Raw genomic sequence first — 17,441 nt, forward strand, 5'->3', positions numbered from 1 at the left:
ATCACATTAATTTATCCAGTTAACACTATAAATGGACATTATCAACAAAATAATTTTATAAATACTCGCTACTTGCGTGATTTCTTTATGCTTTCGAAATGACTAACCTGTGATTTTACCACAAAAAGACTCTTCTCCATTCCTAATTTAATGTTTATTACAATTAACAATGAGGTTCCCTCTTTCGTGGGAATTAGTTAATTTTGCAACTATGAGTTCAAAACTTCAAACTCCTATAGATTACCTCAAGGGTGTTGGCCCCAATCGTGCAGATTTATTGCGTAGCGAGTTGGGAATTCAGACGTACCAAGATTTGATTAACCTGTTCCCTAACCGTTATTTGGACCGCACCAAATACTACAAAATCAATGAATTACAACGCAATAGCGCTGAAGTCCAGATCATTGGCAACATCACAGGTTTTAAAGAAATTACTCAAAAACGAGGCAAACGCCTAGTTGGCACCTTTCAAGATGAGACTGGACGCATAGAGTTAGTTTGGTTTCGTGGTCAAAAATGGATTCGTGATAGCATAAAACCAAATACTCCTTATGTGATCTTCGGAAAAGTAAATTGGTTCAATGGTGTCTTCAGCATGCCACATCCAGAATTTGAACTTTTAAGCGTGCATGAACAGAATTTGTCCTCAACCATGCAAGCTGTATATCCCTCTACCGAAAAATTATCTAATAAAGGTGTCACTAATAAAGTGATGAATAAAATTATGCAAAGTTTGTTTTTAGAAACTAACGGACGCTTTGCTGAAACGCTTCCAGACTTCATACATTCTGAACTCAAATTACTACCTAAAAGCGATGCGCTTTTTAACGTTCATTTTCCAAAAAATCAAGAGCTTTTATCACGTGCAGAATTCAGATTAAAATTTGAAGAATTATTCTATCTTCAGTTACAGTTAATTTTAAAAAATCTCATCCATAAATCTAAAATAAAAGGGGTTCCATTTAATTCGGTTGGCCCCTATTTCAATTCATTCTATAATGATCATTTGCCTTTTGAATTAACGAACGCTCAGAAACGAGTTCTCAAAGAAATTAGACACGATTTAGGTAGCAATGCACAGATGAATCGATTATTACAAGGTGATGTTGGCTCTGGAAAAACAATAGTTGCGTTCATGTCAATGCTCATGGCACTTGACAATGGTTTTCAAGCCTGCTTAATGGCGCCGACTGCAATTTTGTCAGTCCAACACTTCCAAGGATTAAGTGAGTTATCTAATAAACTGAATATCAGTATAAAGCTACTTACAGGGTCAAGTAACACTTCACAACGAAGAGAAATTCACAAATCTTTAGAAAATGGCGATTTACAAATCTTAATTGGCACACATGCCTTGCTTGAAGACAAGGTGAAATTCAAGAATTTGGGGCTTGCAATTATTGATGAACAGCACCGTTTTGGAGTTGCTCAACGTTCTAAATTATGGAAAAAAGGGCCCTCTTCTACCCTATCAAATGACAGTGAAATACAGATTGTTCCACCACATGTTTTGGTGATGACTGCGACACCAATACCGCGTACTTTAGCCATGTCTGTTTATGGTGATTTAGACATCTCTATTATCGACGAATTGCCTCCTGGAAGACAAGCTATAAAAACCGTTCATCGCTATGATTCAAACCGACTCAAAGTCATGCGATTTATGCGTGATGAAATCGAGAAAGGCAGACAGATTTATATTGTTTATCCGTTGATTCAAGAAAGTGAACATATGGATTATAAAGATTTAATGGATGGTTATGAAAGTATCGTTAGAGAATTTCCACAGCCCAAATACCAAATATCGATAGTCCATGGCAAAATGAAACCTGTAGATAAGGAATTTGAAATGCAACGCTTTGTCAAAGGCGAAACACAAATTATGGTCGCAACAACCGTAATTGAGGTCGGCGTAAATGTTCCAAATGCATCTGTAATGATTATAGAGAGTGCTGAACGCTTTGGTTTATCGCAACTACATCAATTAAGAGGTCGCGTTGGTCGTGGTGCTGAGCAAAGTTTCTGCATATTAATGACGAGCTTCAAATTAAGTCAAGATAGCAAAGTACGCTTGGAAACGATGACAAAGACTAGTGACGGCTTTGAAATTGCTGAAGTCGATTTACGTTTAAGAGGTCCTGGCGATATCATGGGGACGCAACAAAGTGGTGTTTTAAACCTTAAAATAGCAGATGTAATAAAGGATAAAGACATCTTATACAGCGCTCGTTTTTATGCCAAACAAGTCCTTACTAGCGATCCCTCTTTAACAAACACAGAAAACAAAACGATCTTAAACACCTATCGCGAACTCAGTAAATACAAGAATATTTGGAATTATATTAGCTAAGCTGAAGTTGAATTCGAAATCACAGAACTTTAGTATAGAATTAAGGACACTATCCGCTTTTTAATAAAAAAAGGAATTTAAATGCAAAAGAAAACTACAGACATACTAATTATTGGCGCAGGTTTAACAGGCCTCACACTAGCGTATTATTTGAAGCAACTTAATATTTCTGTCACGCTTGTAGAGGCACGACATCGTATTGGTGGACGTATTTACACAAAACAAAACAACAATCAAGCACCTGTAGAACTCGGCGCAACCTGGTTTGTCAACGAGCATAGCGCGCTTATAAAGCTATTAAAAACATTACATCTTGATATTTTTGAGCAATACTACGGAACCACTGCTATTTACGAGCCTAGTAAAGCAAACCCGCCTCAACTTATCAATTTACCACATAGTAACCAAGCTAATTATCGTATAAAAAACGGAACACAAAGCATCATTAATGCCCTATGTAACGAATTAGAAGCACATCAGATTATTACAGACTGTGCTATTGCTTCAATAGAAAGACGTGATGGTTATATTTTAGCAAAATCTGAATCTTATGAATTTGAGTGTAAACATATTGTATCAACTTTACCGCCTTACCTATTTGACAAAACAATACCTATTGAACCCCAATTACCTCAAGAACTAAAAGAACTATTACAAAACACACATACTTGGATGCATGATTCTATCAAAGTTGGATTCACATTTGCAGTACCGTTTTGGAAAGGTGAACGTACTAGTGGAACAATTTACAGTAACGTGAGTGTGCTTCAAGAATTCTATGACCACTCTAACGCAGATGAAAACTTATATGCTTTAGTTGGTTTTATGAATAAGGATGTTTACAGTCACACAAGAGAAGAAAGACAAGAATTAGCACTAAAACAATTAGAGCAATACTACGGAAATGAAGTGCGAAACTTCTTGTCTTATGAAGAATTAGTTTGGCAAGACGAACGTTATACAACCGCAAGTCGTGATGGTTTTATAATGCCACAACAAAATAATGGTCACCCGCTTTTTCAAAACTCTTATTTAGACGAGGCCTTGTTTATTGCAGGAACAGAAACGAGCACTTACGCCTCTGGCAAAATGGAAGGCGCTGTAAGAAGCGCACAACAGGTTTTTAGACAAATTAAATCACTTTTATAGTATCTTTATCAAAAATAATAGACTCATGAGCATGCTTCACCTCAAATTAGAAACCGATCCACGTTGGGCTACTATTGCAGAAGAAAATATTGAAGAAATCCTAACAGATCACGCTTGGTGTGAACAAAAAGCCTGTACTAATGCGATAACGATTATCACACATAATTCACAATATGAAGATTTAGTAACCGATTTGTTAGAATTAGCAAAAGAGGAATTGGAACATTTTCAAATGGTACATGACATTATCAAGAAACGAGGCTATACTCTAGGCAGAGAGCGAAAAGACAGCTATGTCAATGAATTATATAAGTTTATGAACAAAGGCGGTAGTCATTTACAAAGTATGGTAGATCGTTTATTATTCTCTGCAATGATTGAAGCTCGCAGCTGTGAACGCTTTAAATTATTATCCCAACGCATTAAAGACAAAGAATTGTCTAAGTTCTATTATGACTTAATGATCAGCGAAGCAGGACATTACGTCACCTTTATTGGCTTTGCTAGAAAATACGGAAAAGATATTGACGTGGATAAAAGATGGCAAGAGCTAGTTGCGTTTGAAGGCGAAGTCATAAAAAGCTATGGGAAGTCTGAATCGATACATGGATAGATTATGAGAACAAAATCAATAATTGCAGTATTTAGTATGTAGTATTTGAAAATAAATGAATCCAAATAATTCTTGACAATCTAAAATTATACGTGCTAAATAAAATTGCCGATACTACAACGGCGAAAAAAGAATACAAAGGATTTAGACCAATTACAACATAAGATAGCACAAAAACTAATACAGATTGTACTACAGCAATAGCATAACTAACAAACATAGCTCCAAAGAAAAAACCTGGTTCTCTTTCAAATTTAAAGTTGCATTTTTCACACGTATCTTTAATTTTGGGGATTTGAAATAACAACAAATTACCTCTTACACTAAAAATATTACTTCCTTTGCATTTAGGGCACTTTTCTCGAACTATTGTTAACAAACTCATTACTATTAATTAAAATATTATACTGCAAAATTAAGCACTTATTTACAATCATTACTTATAGATTATTCGCAATTTTTTGTACTTTTAAGACATACTAGTACTTTATGAAAATTATTCCTGTATTACATATTCAGCAATTTGAACCAGATGTCCCTATATCTGATTTTTATAGTAATGACTTAAAAACCCATTTAGAACGCAATAGAGATTTCTTTCATAAACCTCATAAACATGATTTTTATCTTTGTGTTATATTCTCAAAAGGCTCTGGAGTTCATGAGATAGATTTTAATACTTATGATATAAATCCTGGATGCGTATTTTTTCTAAAACCCGGACAAACACATTATTGGACATTTAACAGTAATCCTGAAGGGTATATATTCTTTCATACTCAAGATTTTTACGAACTTCATTTTGCCAAGAGTAAGCTTGAACAATTTCCATTTTACTATACAAATAAAAACACACCATCACTCGTATTATCGTCAAAAGACACTAGACAAATTTCATCTAGATTTAAAGATTTAAACAACGAATATCACAATGATCTACTGTATAAAAAACAAAAACTATCGAGCCTCACCAATACGATTTACATTGAACTCGCGAGACATTACACTGACACAGGAACTGCTATAAACAACGCCTCAGCAACCTATACAGAAACACTATACGCTTTTGAAAAAATGGTTGAAACCTTTTATAGAAAAGAGAAATCTGCAAAGTTTTACGCCTCCACATTAAACATTACTCCAAAACATTTAAATCGAATTATTAATGCAACTCTTGACAAAACAACAACAGATCTTATTATGGAACGTGTTATATTAGAATCTAAACGCTTAATCGTCCACTCTAAAAACTCTCTTTTGCAAATTTCCGAAATTTTAGGCTATAGAGATTACGCCTATTTCTCTAAGATTTTTAAACTAAAAACAGGATTTACACCTTTGGAGTTCAAAAAGAGCTATCCATAAGTTGTGTGTCTTCAAAAACTATTATCATCGATTAAAAACCACTACTCCTCCAACAACTCATCAACAAACCCAGTAAACTCAGCTTTAAACTCCGTAAACTTCTCACCTGTTGCCGGACCATTAAATCCCGTATGAATTTTTCTCACCTTACCTTTTTTATCTATAAAAATAGAAGTTGGATAAGATAATACGTGATTTAACATCGGTAATTTTTCTTGAGCTTCTGTTTTACTAGACGAACCATACTGTGCTAAGAGTATTGGATACTCAATGCCAATATTATCTTGCAAACGTTTAATACTTGAAAGTGCTTTCTCTTCAGTCTTTGCATATTCAAAAGCCAACGCTACAAACTCGATACCTTTCTCTGCATTACTATTATAGAACTCTGAATAGTATTTACTCTCATCTAGACAGTTAGGACACCAAGTTCCCATAATTTGGACAATTACGACCTTGTCTTTAAATCGTTTATCAGATAACGACACAACGTTCCCTTTTGAATCAGGAAACGTGAATTCTAGAGCATCATACCCATCATTCAAAAACGTCAATTCATTTGCGTTTGGCAATTCAAAATCTTCGTTTCGTTTTGCCGTAAAAGGCTCTTCCCAATGGTTTCCCGAGTAGAACATCCCGTTCATAGTACTATCAGTAACTTGTGCTGTAAATAAAAAAGCATGTGCACCATCAAAGGCCGAAAGCTTCATCGTGTCGCCATCCATTACACCTTCTAAATACCGATAATCACCAGTTGTTGTTCTAAATGTTCCTGTTACACGTATACCGTCTTGTTTAAAAATCCCCTTTGCGATATATATATCTTCTTCGGAATTTGGACTAAACACCGTTTCCCAGTTTCCTGTAACGTTTTGGGTAGGCGTTTCTATTTTAAGATCAAAACGTGTGTTCTTTCCTATTTCCGCAGAAAAAGGAACCACTCGATCCAAACTCTCCTTAATAAAGCTACCTTTTAGTGTACCGTCTTTTACAACTGCTTTAATATAACCTTCAAAAACTGGTGTTTTTATGACAATAGTATCATTGGAGTATTCTAAATCTGTTACCATAATCACTTCATCTGCGTTGAATATCTTTAGAGCGTCACGTGATGTAACCTCAAAGTTAAAAGGTAAAACTTCTGTTTCTGTAAGTTGTAGTTCTGCTCTCCAAACACCTTCTTGCAAGGCATCAGGTCGATTGAGATTACAACCTAAAATCAATAGTAAAATCGGTAAAACAAGTAATTTTCGCATAATGGGTTTTCTAATTAAAAACGTATAGTCTTAGCAAAGATAAACTTCTTACAAATAATGCCTAGTAATGGGTTTAATATCATGACCAATTATAGATTTTTAAAATTTCCGAAGAAAAAAAGGCTATATCTCTATTTTTTATTAAAAAAACACCTCGAAACTATTAGTATTATTATCTTTGGCAAATTGACAAATTAATACAATGAAAATATCATATAACTGGTTAAAACAATTTTTAAAAACAGATTGGCCTGCTGAGCAAACTGGCGAATTATTAACCGATTTAGGTTTAGAAATTGAGGGGATAGAACTCTATCAATCTGTAAAAGGAGGTTTGAAGGGCATCGTTATTGGCGAGGTTTTAACGTGCATACCACATCCTAATGCAGACCGATTAAAAATCACAACTGTAGATATTGGTGCTGATGAAGTACTTCAAATCGTTTGTGGAGCACCAAATGTTGCTGCTGGTCAAAAAGTCCCTGTCGCTACTATTGGAACGACCTTATACACCGAAACTGGTGAGGCTTGGACAATTAAAAAGGGTAAAATTAGAGGAGAAGAAAGCCATGGAATGATTTGTGCTGAGGACGAGCTTGGTCTTGGGAAATCTCACGATGGCATCATGGTTCTTGATAAAAAAACACAAGTTGGAGCGCTAGCTGCAGATATTTTTGACATTGAAAATGATACCGTTTTTGAAATTGGTTTAACACCAAATAGAGCGGACGCAATGAGTCATTTTGGTGTTGCTCGTGATTTGAAAGCTGGATTGTTACAAAAAGATGATATAAATACTGAGATGATTACGCCATCTGTAAGTTCTTTTCATGTGGATAGTAGGACTTTAAAAATCGGTATTGATGTTGAAGATTACAAATTAGCACCTCGATATTGTGGTGTAAGCATTACTGGCCTAAAAGTAGAAGATTCTCCTGCTTGGCTGCAAAACAGATTAAAAGCTATTGGTTTAGCGCCTAAAAATAATATTGTTGATATTACTAATTATGTATTACATGAGTTAGGTCAACCACTTCATGCATTTGATGCTGCAAAGATATCTGGGAATAAGGTTATTGTAAAGACATTAGCAGAAGGCACAAAGTTCACTACTCTTGATGATATAGAACGCGAGTTAAGTGCTGACGATCTCATGATTTGTGATGCAGAAAAACCTATGTGTATTGCTGGTGTTTTTGGAGGCGCTCATTCTGCTGTCTCAGAAGGCACGACTAGTATTTTTTTAGAAAGTGCGTATTTCAGTCCTGTAAGTATTAGAAAAACGGCTAAACGTCATGCTTTAAATACAGATGCGTCTTTTAGATTTGAGCGAGGAATTGACCCTAATATGACAGGTTATGCATTGAAACGTGCTGCCTTATTAATCGTTGAGATTGCTGGTGGTGAAATTTCTAGTGATTTATTAGATTCTTATCCCAAGAAAATAGAAGATTTTCAAGTCCGTTTAAGTTTTGATAACGCGGCAAAATTAATAGGTGAAGAAATCCCAAAAGAAACTATAAAACGTATTTTATCGTCACTGGACATAAAAGTTAATAACGTAACCGAAGCTGGATTAGGTCTAACTGTTCCTGCCTATAGAAACGATGTTCAACGTGAAGCCGATGTTATAGAAGAAATTTTGCGTGTCTATGGTTACAATAATATTGGTACTACAGAAAAGTTAAACGCATCGATTTCTAATACTTCTAAATTTGAAGACTATAAGCTTCAAAACATTATCGGTAATCAATTGGTCTCTAAAGGCTTTTTTGAAATTTTATCAAATTCTCTAACCACTCCAAAATATATTGCCCTAAGCGAGCAATTAAAAGATGAGCACAATGTAGAAATGCTCAATCCATTGAGTAATGATTTAAGCGTGATGCGTCAAAGCTTACTTTTTTCTGGATTAGAAGCAGTGCGTTATAATATCAATAGAAAACGTGATGATTTGAAGCTCTATGAGTTTGGAAAGACCTATCATAGCTATACTGATGGTCGTGAAGAATACAAGCATCTTTCTATGTTTCTAACAGGGAGTAAAACTAATTTAAGATGGAATTCACCTGTTCAAAAGAGTGACTTCTTTTATTTAAAAGGTCTTATTAATAGTACTCTAGAACGTTTAGGTTTATCGGGACATAAAGTCTCTCCTATTAAAAATGACGTATTTAGCGAAGGGATTAGTTTATCTCTAGGAAAAACGAAACTGGTCGAGTTTGGTGTCATTAATAAAAAGGTACTAAAGCCCTTCGGAATTTCGCAAGAAGTTCTTTATGCAGATTTCAACTGGGATAATGTTATTGATATGGCAAAACATAATGATATCAAATTTAAAGACATTCCGAAATATCCTGAAGTTCGTCGTGATTTTGCACTCTTATTAGATAATGACGTGACTTTTGAAGCTATTGCTAAGATTGCTATGCAGACCGAAAAGCAATTACTTAAAGATGTAGATCTATTTGATGTGTATCAAGGCAAAAATCTTCCGAAGGGAAAGAAAAGTTATGCTGTTAGCTTCACCATACAAGATGAACACAAAACACTTACTGATAAACAGATTGATAAAATAATGAATAAACTTCAAGCTAATTTTAAAAAGCAGCTTGGTGCAGAATTGAGATAAACGTTTTGAAAAACAGAATCATCTTACTATTTACGTGCTTGTTTAGTTTGACAACCACTTTAGTAGCGCAAACCCTAGAGAACACAAAAGAAAAAGACTCTTCATCCATTTGGGGCCTCATAAAGCATGACGCCAAATACACCGTTAAAGGTGTTGCACATTCTTTAACTCGTCCTGTACAATGGCAAGGCAATGATTTTGCCAAGTTTGGAATGCTAGTTGCTGGCACCGCAACATTAAGTTTAGCAGATCAACCCATTAGAGATTGGGCTCAACAAAATCAAGGTGATTACCCAAAAGTTTTAAGAGATTTTGGTTGGTATTTTGGAAGTCCGCAAAACTACTTTGCAGCAAATGCTGGTTTATATGCGTTTGGTTTATTGACTAAAAATGAGAACGTCAGAAAAACGAGTGTGCTCATTATTTCATCATCCATAACAACAGGACTATTACAGTCATTCACTAAAGCTGCAATTGGAAGAGCGCGTCCAGGCTCTGGATTTGATAATTATACATTTCGTCCATTTTCTGGAGAATCCACCTATCGATCATTCCCATCTGGTCACACGATTTTATCGGTTACTATGGCGCATTCAATAGCCAAACAATTTGACAATACGTGGGTAAAAATCGGTATTTATACCATTGGAGCTCTACCGCCAATATCTAGAGCAATAGAGGATGCGCATTGGATTACAGACCTTGCGTTTAGCGCAGCGCTAAGCATTATAGTCGTAGACTGTATTGATAACTATTTATTTAAAGAGGAAGCTTACGATTATCCAAGAAAGAAAAAACTTATTTCTTGGAATTTACGGTTCGGCGGTAATCAAATTGGTGTTGTAGGCACCTTTTAAGGGCTCTCCATATAACAAACTATTCCATCTGTTAAACTATTGCAAAATATTACCGAGACTTGCTTTTAAGATTCAAATAATCCTTAATTTTAACATTAACAAAAATTGAAAACTATGGCAAAAGTAACATTAGGTGGAAACCCAGTACATACATCAGGAACATTACCTGAAACAGGATCAAAAACTCCAGATTTTAAGCTAACTGCGACCGATTTATCATCCAAATCGTTAAGTGATTATACAGGACATAATTTGGTATTAAATATATTTCCTAGTGTTGATACTGGAACTTGCGCAGCATCAATTAGAGAGTTTAATAAAGCCGCTAGCACTCTAGAAAACACCAAAGTATTATGTATTTCTAAAGATTTACCATTCGCTATGGCTCGTTTTTGTGGGGCTGAAGGCTTAGATAATGTTGAAAGCTTATCCGATTTTAAAGACGGTAACTTCGGAAAAACTTACGGATTAGATTTCACAGACGGAGCTTTTGAAGCATTGCTATCTAGATGTGTTGTTGTTGTAAATGCAGAAGGAAACGTGATTCATGCAGAACAAGTATCAGAAATTGCAGATGAACCCAATTATGAAGCTGCGCTTAATGCTTTAAAATAAGTTTGAGTAATTATTATTAACGTCTAGCATTATAATCTCTGAAATATATTAAATCTTATTAATAATTTTTAGAGATTCTAAAATGCTTAACTAAATTCAGCTCAAGTTAATTAAGAATCAATGTCAAAAAAAGAATCGTTTCTAATAAACCGAGTTAAAAGTGTAGGTTATGCTTTTAAAGGTGCTGTATATTTAATTAAAACAGAAGCTAGTATAAAAACACAAGTGTTTTGCGCTATCCTTGTAACCATTGCCGGATTTTATTTTAATATTTCTAATACGGAGTGGTTATTTCAAATTGTATGTATTGGCTTAGTAATGAGTTTAGAAGGTATGAATACTGCTATAGAAAGTGTCGCAGATTTTATTCACCCAGAAAGACATGAAGCTATTGGTAAAATAAAAGATATTGCAGCAGGAGCAGTATTTATTGCTGCCATTTGTGCCGCAATTACTGCTTTAGTTATCTATGTACCAAAGATTTTCTGAATTAATTAATAGTGACTAGACTCACAGTAATCAACTCATTTTCTGGCAACTTAGGCACCAGTACATGATAAGTTACATTTGGAGCTTCTGCTGTGTCATTAAGAATAAACGATATGGATAAGGACAATTGATTGTTATCACAATTTTTCTCCAGTCCGTCGTAATCAATAGTATCAAACCCATTAGTAAGTGCTTTTTTACCAATGAGCAAATCAAAAGCTTCAAAATCTATTTGAGGGGTACAAGTTCCTGTAACTAGATCATCAAAAATAGTTTGGGATCTAATAATGATAAAATCTTCTGATATATTTATATCCATTTGATAAGGCGTATTAATACATCCATACTCAACTTCAAGACTCGTAATATCAATAGTTAAAGGTATACAATCATCGTCATTAGAGCAAGATTGCGTTATAAATATTAACGAAATAGCAACAATAAAATTGATAATTGTTCTCATAATTTAGCACGTTTACGAATAAGATACGAAAATCCTCTAATGGTTATATCAAATTTAAAACATCTCTCTAGGAATAACGTTAGTTATTTGTATTTTTGTTGAGATGCGCAAGTATCTAAAATTTGAAACTTAAACTATTTCCGTTGTCACGGAAAGTGAACATGGCAAAGAAAAAAACCAAAACTAAAGCTAAACCTAAAACTACTCCGAAATTCAAAAAACCGAGTCTTAAACTATCTAGTCAGCAAAAACTGATTTTTGGTAGCTTACTAATTATATTAGGTATTTTAATGTTTGTCGCTTTCTTGTCCTTTTTCTTTACTGGACAGGCAGATCAAAGCACACTTAGTGAAATTAGTTCTAGAGATATAAAAGCTCAAAATTGGCTAAATAAATTAGGTGCTTGGACGAGTGACTTTTTTATTAATAAAGGTTTCGGTTTGGCGTCTTTCATATTTTCTGGTTTACTATTTTTATCTGGTATTTACATCACACTAGACATCAATAAAGCAAGACTTCGTCGCCATTGGATTTGGGGAACCCTAATCACCATTTGGATCTCAGTGTTTTTTGGTTTCTTCTCTCATAAATATGACACTCTTGGCGGCACAATAGGTTTTGAGATAAATTCACTTTTTCAAGATTATATAGGCAAGATTGGGACTGTTCTACTCCTCGTTTTTGTTTTAATCACTTATTTAGCAATTAGATTTGGTATTAATGGAAACACGTTTGTAAAATTATTTAAACGTGCTACGAGTGATATTAAGAATGAAGTGAACTCAAATAGTATAGACGATACTTTTGTTGTTGATAATGATTTATCTGCGGAAGCTGAAGATATTAAATCGGCTTTCGACCTAAAAGTTGAAGATGCTCAACCTAAAGAAGCTGTCAAAAAATCAGAACCTATAAGTCAAATATTAGAACCAGAATTAAAAGTTAGTCTCACGAGTGAAGACCAGAAAAAAGACAGTGACTTAAGTATGGAAATTGAAACTGTAGAAGAGGAGATTTCAGAAACTGATAATTTATCTAATAAGCTCGTTGAAGATTATGGCCAATTTGATCCTACTCTAGATTTGAGTAAATTTCAGTTTCCACCTTTAGATCTCTTAAAAAAATACGACACCGAGGGTATTACTATCAACCAAGAAGAACTTGAAGACAATAAAAACCGAATTGTAGAAACTTTAAATAACTACAAAATTGGTATCGCAAGTATCAAAGCAACGATTGGTCCCACAGTAACCTTATATGAAATCGTACCAGATGCTGGTATTCGCATCTCAAAAATTAAAAATCTTGAAGATGATATCGCCTTATCTCTATCTGCTTTAGGGATTCGTATCATTGCTCCAATTCCTGGAAAAGGGACTATTGGTATTGAGGTACCAAATAAAAACGCAACTATTGTGTCTATGCGGTCTGTTATTGCATCTCAGAAATTTCAAAAATCTGAAATGGAATTACCAATCGCTTTTGGTAAAACAATTAGCAACGAGACTTTTGTTGTCGATTTAGCTAGAATGCCCCACATGTTAATGGCTGGTGCAACCGGACAAGGTAAATCGGTTGGACTAAATGCAGTTTTAACCTCATTACTTTACAAAAAACATCCTGCAGAAGTTAAGTTTGTATTAGTAGATCCAAAAAAAGTAGAATTAACGTTATTTAATAAAATTGAACGTCACTACTTAGCAAAACTTCCGGATAGTGAAGAGGCTATAATTACAGATAACACTAAGGTTATTAATACATTAAATTCATTATGTATTGAAATGGATAACCGTTATGAAATGCTTAAAAACGCACTTTGTCGTAATATTAAAGAATACAACACCAAATTTAAAGCGCGTAAATTAAATCCAAATGACGGTCATCATTTCTTGCCATATATTGTTTTGGTTGTTGATGAGTTCGCAGATTTAATTATGACTGCTGGTAAAGAAGTAGAAACTCCTATTGCACGATTGGCACAATTGGCGCGTGCTATTGGGATTCACCTCATTGTTGCGACTCAGCGTCCATCCGTTAACGTAATTACTGGTATTATTAAAGCTAATTTCCCTGCACGTATTGCGTTTAGAGTAACTTCAAAAATTGATTCTCGTACTATTTTAGATGGCGGTGGTGCAGATCAATTAATTGGTCGTGGTGATATGTTATATACCTCCGGAAATGAGATAACACGTATACAATGTGCTTTTGTAGATACTCCAGAAGTTGAAAGAATTACTGAGTTTATTGGTGGCCAGAAAGCCTATCCTGAGGCCTATTTATTACCTGAGTATGTTGGTGAAGAAAGTGGCACAAGTCTTGATAATAACATTGCAGATAGAGATAAGCTGTTTAGAGAAGCCGCCGAAATAATTGTCACTGCACAACAAGGTTCTGCCTCTTTATTACAACGTAAACTAAAATTAGGTTACAATAGAGCCGGACGCTTAATAGACCAATTGGAAGCCGCAGGTATTGTTGGTGGTTTTGAAGGTAGTAAAGCACGACAAGTTTTGGTTACAGATTTTGTGGCTTTAGACGCCTTGTTATCGAACGAAAATTAATTGAAAAGGTATATTTCCGAAGAGAATAAAAGATAAAACGATGAAACAAATAATTGTAGTATTAGTGTTTTTAATTAGTGGTATAGGATTTTCTCAAGATTCTAAAAAAGCAGAAATATTATTAAATGACGTTTATAATAAGGCAAAGGCTTATGAGAATATCTCAGTAGATTTTAAATACGTTTTAGAAAATACAAGTGAAGATATCAAACAAGAAACTCGCGGTGACGTCGTGATGAAAGACGATAAATACTTACTTCATATTCTTGGAGTAACTAGAATATTTGATGGTAAAAAATTATATACTATTAGTCCTGAAGATGAGGAAGTAACTGTATCATCAGACAATTCTGAAGACGAAAATAGCATAACACCTAGTAAAATGATGTCATTTTACAAAGATGGCTACAGGTATGAAATGGATATTATTCAAGATATAAAAGGGAGAAAAATTCAATTTGTAAAATTGAATCCTATTGATACCAATTCTGAAATAAAAGAAATATTTTTAGGCATTGATGCTAAAACAAAACACATTTATAAACTGATTGAGATTGGCAAAAACGGAACAAAAACGACGTTGACTGTTAATTCTTTTAAAACAAATGAGCCAATATCAAAAACCTTATTTACTTTTGACGAGAAGAAGTACAAAGATTATTACATCAATAAGCTAGATTAAGCTAAGCCAACCTTTGCATGAAAATATTAGATAGGTACATACTTAAGACCTACCTAAAAACATTTTTGACTGTGTTTATTATACTCATGTTCATTTTTGTTTTGCAGGCTGTATGGTTATATATTGGAGATTTAGCTGGTAAAGATTTAGATTCATTTATCATTCTAAAATTACTTCTTTACATTACACCTACTTTAATTCCTTTAATACTTCCACTTACTATTTTACTAGTTTCAATTATGGTGTTTGGCCAATTTGCCGAGAATTATGAGTTTGCCGCCATGAAATCTACGGGTATCTCTTTGCAACGCGCTATGAAAAGTCTTAGCGTTTTTGTCGTATTGCTTGGTATCGTGACTTTTATATTCTCTAATAATGTAATCCCGTGGGCCAATAAAAATGTTTATAACCTACGTAAAAATATTGCTCAAGTAAAACCTGCAATGGCAATCACAAAAGGTCAATTTAATGATATTGGCAGCTATAATATTAAGGTTGAGGATAAAAGTGGTGAAAATGGTGAATTCCTTAAAAATGTAGTCATTCATAAAAAGGCAGCTACAAATGCAAAGAACAGAACGGTTATTATTGCTGAAAGTGGACTACTAGAAGGAAATGAAAATTCAAACCTAATACAGTTAATTTTATACAACGGTAATTACTACGAAGAAATTGTAAACAGGGACCCAAAGCAAAATAGAAAGAAACCCTACGCCAAGAGTTATTTCGAAGAGTATACTATTAATGTTGATCTAGAAGGGTTCAACGATGTTGATATGGATGACCAAAGCTATGACAATCGTTATAATATGCTTAATGTTAACGATTTAAATTACACCATTGATAGTTTGTATGAGAAAAGAATTGTAGCGTTAAAAAACTTCTCAACCACACTATACAATAGAACATCAATTGGAACATTAAATAAAAACATCTTACCTCAAAAAGATTCCATTTTTGAAGGTGATATTTTAAGCTTATTTAATGATAAAACCAAAATACAACTTCTTAATTTGTCTAAAAATAGCATCACAAGTACAAAACAAATTATTAGTTCCAATAAGCAAAATTTCACAACGCAAACCAGATGGAGAAACAAGCATGTAATTTCTCTTCATGAAAAATATGTTTTAGGAATAGCATGTATTATACTCTTTTTCGTTGGTGCTCCACTAGGTGCTTTAATTAGAAAAGGTGGTATTGGTTTACCTTTAGTAATTGCTATACTGCTGTTTTTAACCTATCATTTTATTGGTATTTTTGCTAAAAACAGCTCATTAGACGATTCCATAAACCCTATTGCAGCAACATGGCTATCTACTGCTATAATGTTACCATTAAGTATTTACTTAACCAGAAGGGCTACAAAAGACAGACCTTTGTTTGAATCTGAAGGACTTTTAAATCCTCTAAAAAAACTATTCGGCATCAAGAGTAAAATACTCGTTTTTGATACCAATGTACTTGATATTAATTCTGAAGAGTACAGTACATTATTGAGCTATGATAATAGTAAGTTAATTGATGTCGTTAAGCATTATAGACAATATGATTATGATATTGGTTATAAAAATTCATCCATTGCAATATTAGAGTCTAGAGGTATTACCAAACAAGAATTAAAATTTGGAGGTAACCTAACCGATCATGCCTACGAAGAGTCTTTGAGACTCAAATATTTATATGAAGAGAACTCTAAATTGGCGTTTATACTTTACGTTATTGCAGTAATCTTTGTACTCCCTGGTGCTATCTTAAAGAATAATGGTTTTCCAACAATTGGTAATTCATTATATGTAATTAGTTTGTGCATAGGTGTCATCTATTTATTTGCACTTATGAAATCCTTTATAGATAACTCTAACTTGAACAAACAACTTGGAACAAATAATGTATCAAACGTAATTATTTTTCTATTGCTTGGATTACCCCTTTATTTTATCTTTTACTTCTTTCAAAAGAAAAAGATTAATGAAGATTTAAAAATAAGTGCTAAAAAAAGCGCGAGCATATCTCCTGAAATTTTAGACAGAGAAGGTTTTAAATCAAAGCATAAAGATTATAAAACGTATGCTAAATACGCCTTAATATTTTACTCATTTACAGTGATACTAGGTGTCTTATTTTTTGTATTTAAAAACAATAAAGTACCAGCTGCTGCATCAGCTTCAATTGAATTATCTGCTGTTTCAAGTTTTATTTTCTTAGTGTATTTAATTATATCGTCTATAACATTTAATAAACTCTATGCGTTTATAAACCACTCAAAAAATGCTAACACTATTCTCTGGACCATTTTAGGGTTTATAATCTATCCTGTGATTTATATTTCAAGACAAAAGAAAATCACTGAAGACACTTCAACAGAGAAAAAATAAGCTATATCTTTGTCTTTCAAAACAAATA

Annotated in this window: 14 protein-coding genes; 11 read left to right on the plus strand and 3 right to left on the minus strand. The window is 33.8% G+C overall.

Annotated features, from left to right (window positions below; all coding sequences use genetic code 11):
- Nucleotides 1–211: 211 nt before the first annotated feature.
- From recG to H593_RS0117510, 3 genes are all read left to right on the plus strand, one after another.
- Nucleotides 212–2,350, plus strand: coding sequence for an ATP-dependent DNA helicase RecG (gene recG / locus H593_RS0117500; RefSeq protein WP_028873610.1), 2,139 nt, complete (start codon nt 212–214; stop codon nt 2,348–2,350).
- Between the two features lie 81 nt (nt 2,351–2,431).
- Complete coding sequence (locus H593_RS0117505) at nt 2,432–3,499, plus strand: flavin monoamine oxidase family protein (protein ID WP_028873611.1); 1,068 nt, start codon at nt 2,432–2,434, stop codon at nt 3,497–3,499.
- A 31-nt stretch (nt 3,500–3,530) separates the two neighbouring features.
- A complete protein-coding gene (locus H593_RS0117510) occupies nt 3,531–4,112 on the plus strand; it encodes a MiaE family protein (protein WP_028873612.1) in 582 nt (193 codons plus the stop codon).
- A gap of 31 nt (nt 4,113–4,143) precedes the next feature.
- Here H593_RS0117510 and H593_RS0117515 read toward each other — a convergent pair whose 3' ends face one another.
- Entirely contained in the window at nt 4,144–4,497 is a 354-nt protein-coding gene (locus H593_RS0117515) for a DUF983 domain-containing protein (protein ID WP_028873613.1), read from the minus strand.
- Nucleotides 4,498–4,601: 104 nt separating this feature from the next.
- Here H593_RS0117515 and H593_RS0117520 point away from each other — a divergent pair, with 104 nt between their 5' ends.
- Nucleotides 4,602–5,477: an AraC family transcriptional regulator gene (locus tag H593_RS0117520; protein ID WP_028873614.1), complete on the plus strand. Its 876-nt coding sequence runs from the start codon at nt 4,602–4,604 to the stop codon at nt 5,475–5,477.
- A 41-nt stretch (nt 5,478–5,518) separates the two neighbouring features.
- Here H593_RS0117520 and H593_RS0117525 read toward each other — a convergent pair whose 3' ends face one another.
- Nucleotides 5,519–6,733 carry a peroxiredoxin family protein gene (locus H593_RS0117525; protein ID WP_028873615.1) on the minus strand — a complete coding sequence of 405 codons (1,215 nt, stop codon included), beginning with the start codon at nt 6,731–6,733 and terminating at the stop codon, nt 5,519–5,521.
- Between the two features lie 202 nt (nt 6,734–6,935).
- On the opposite strand from H593_RS0117525, the gene pheT reads away from it, so the two are divergent.
- From pheT to H593_RS0117545, 4 genes are all read left to right on the plus strand, one after another.
- Nucleotides 6,936–9,365 carry a phenylalanine--tRNA ligase subunit beta gene (pheT, locus tag H593_RS0117530; protein WP_028873616.1) on the plus strand — a complete coding sequence of 810 codons (2,430 nt, stop codon included), beginning with the start codon at nt 6,936–6,938 and terminating at the stop codon, nt 9,363–9,365.
- Nucleotides 9,366–9,370: 5 nt separating this feature from the next.
- Entirely contained in the window at nt 9,371–10,222 is an 852-nt protein-coding gene (locus H593_RS0117535; protein WP_028873617.1) for a phosphatase PAP2 family protein, read from the plus strand.
- A gap of 114 nt (nt 10,223–10,336) precedes the next feature.
- Nucleotides 10,337–10,837: a thiol peroxidase gene (gene tpx, locus H593_RS0117540; RefSeq protein WP_028873618.1), complete on the plus strand. Its 501-nt coding sequence runs from the start codon at nt 10,337–10,339 to the stop codon at nt 10,835–10,837.
- A gap of 120 nt (nt 10,838–10,957) precedes the next feature.
- On the plus strand, nt 10,958–11,326 hold the full coding sequence (locus tag H593_RS0117545; protein WP_028873619.1) for a diacylglycerol kinase family protein: 369 nt from the start codon (nt 10,958–10,960) through the stop codon (nt 11,324–11,326).
- A gap of 1 nt (nt 11,327) precedes the next feature.
- On the opposite strand, the gene H593_RS0117550 is transcribed toward H593_RS0117545, so the two are convergent.
- Nucleotides 11,328–11,789, minus strand: a complete 462-nt coding sequence (locus H593_RS0117550; protein WP_028873620.1) for a hypothetical protein — start codon at nt 11,787–11,789, stop codon at nt 11,328–11,330.
- A gap of 161 nt (nt 11,790–11,950) precedes the next feature.
- Between H593_RS0117550 and H593_RS0117555 the strand changes: the two genes are divergently transcribed.
- Genes H593_RS0117555 through H593_RS20645 form a run of 3 tightly spaced genes read left to right on the plus strand, consistent with a single transcriptional unit; the run spans nt 11,951 to nt 17,413 of the window.
- Nucleotides 11,951–14,353 carry a DNA translocase FtsK gene (locus H593_RS0117555; protein ID WP_028873621.1) on the plus strand — a complete coding sequence of 801 codons (2,403 nt, stop codon included), beginning with the start codon at nt 11,951–11,953 and terminating at the stop codon, nt 14,351–14,353.
- 40 nt (nt 14,354–14,393) lie between these two features.
- Entirely contained in the window at nt 14,394–15,035 is a 642-nt protein-coding gene (gene lolA1 / locus H593_RS0117560; RefSeq protein WP_028873622.1) for an outer membrane lipoprotein periplasmic chaperone LolA1, read from the plus strand.
- Between the two features lie 17 nt (nt 15,036–15,052).
- Nucleotides 15,053–17,413: an LptF/LptG family permease gene (locus H593_RS20645; RefSeq protein ID WP_084142369.1), complete on the plus strand. Its 2,361-nt coding sequence runs from the start codon at nt 15,053–15,055 to the stop codon at nt 17,411–17,413.
- Nucleotides 17,414–17,441: the final 28 nt, after the last annotated feature.

The sequence above is a fragment of the Psychroserpens burtonensis DSM 12212 genome, from assembly GCF_000425305.1.
In the GTDB taxonomy this organism is placed as follows: Bacteria; Bacteroidota; Bacteroidia; order Flavobacteriales; family Flavobacteriaceae; genus Psychroserpens; species Psychroserpens burtonensis.

Coding starts and splice junctions, on each gene's coding strand:
- H593_RS0117525 (WP_028873615.1), bottom strand. CDS start 6,733: ATGCGAAAATTACTTGTTTTACCGATTTTACTATTGATTTTAGGTTGT.
- recG (WP_028873610.1), top strand. CDS start 212: ATGAGTTCAAAACTTCAAACTCCTATAGATTACCTCAAGGGTGTTGGC.
- H593_RS0117555 (WP_028873621.1), top strand. CDS start 11,951: ATGGCAAAGAAAAAAACCAAAACTAAAGCTAAACCTAAAACTACTCCG.
- pheT (WP_028873616.1), top strand. CDS start 6,936: ATGAAAATATCATATAACTGGTTAAAACAATTTTTAAAAACAGATTGG.
- tpx (WP_028873618.1), top strand. CDS start 10,337: ATGGCAAAAGTAACATTAGGTGGAAACCCAGTACATACATCAGGAACA.
- H593_RS0117545 (WP_028873619.1), top strand. CDS start 10,958: ATGTCAAAAAAAGAATCGTTTCTAATAAACCGAGTTAAAAGTGTAGGT.
- H593_RS0117515 (WP_028873613.1), bottom strand. CDS start 4,497: ATGAGTTTGTTAACAATAGTTCGAGAAAAGTGCCCTAAATGCAAAGGA.
- H593_RS0117520 (WP_028873614.1), top strand. CDS start 4,602: ATGAAAATTATTCCTGTATTACATATTCAGCAATTTGAACCAGATGTC.
- H593_RS0117505 (WP_028873611.1), top strand. CDS start 2,432: ATGCAAAAGAAAACTACAGACATACTAATTATTGGCGCAGGTTTAACA.
- H593_RS20645 (WP_084142369.1), top strand. CDS start 15,053: ATGAAAATATTAGATAGGTACATACTTAAGACCTACCTAAAAACATTT.
- lolA1 (WP_028873622.1), top strand. CDS start 14,394: ATGAAACAAATAATTGTAGTATTAGTGTTTTTAATTAGTGGTATAGGA.
- H593_RS0117510 (WP_028873612.1), top strand. CDS start 3,531: ATGCTTCACCTCAAATTAGAAACCGATCCACGTTGGGCTACTATTGCA.
- H593_RS0117550 (WP_028873620.1), bottom strand. CDS start 11,789: ATGAGAACAATTATCAATTTTATTGTTGCTATTTCGTTAATATTTATA.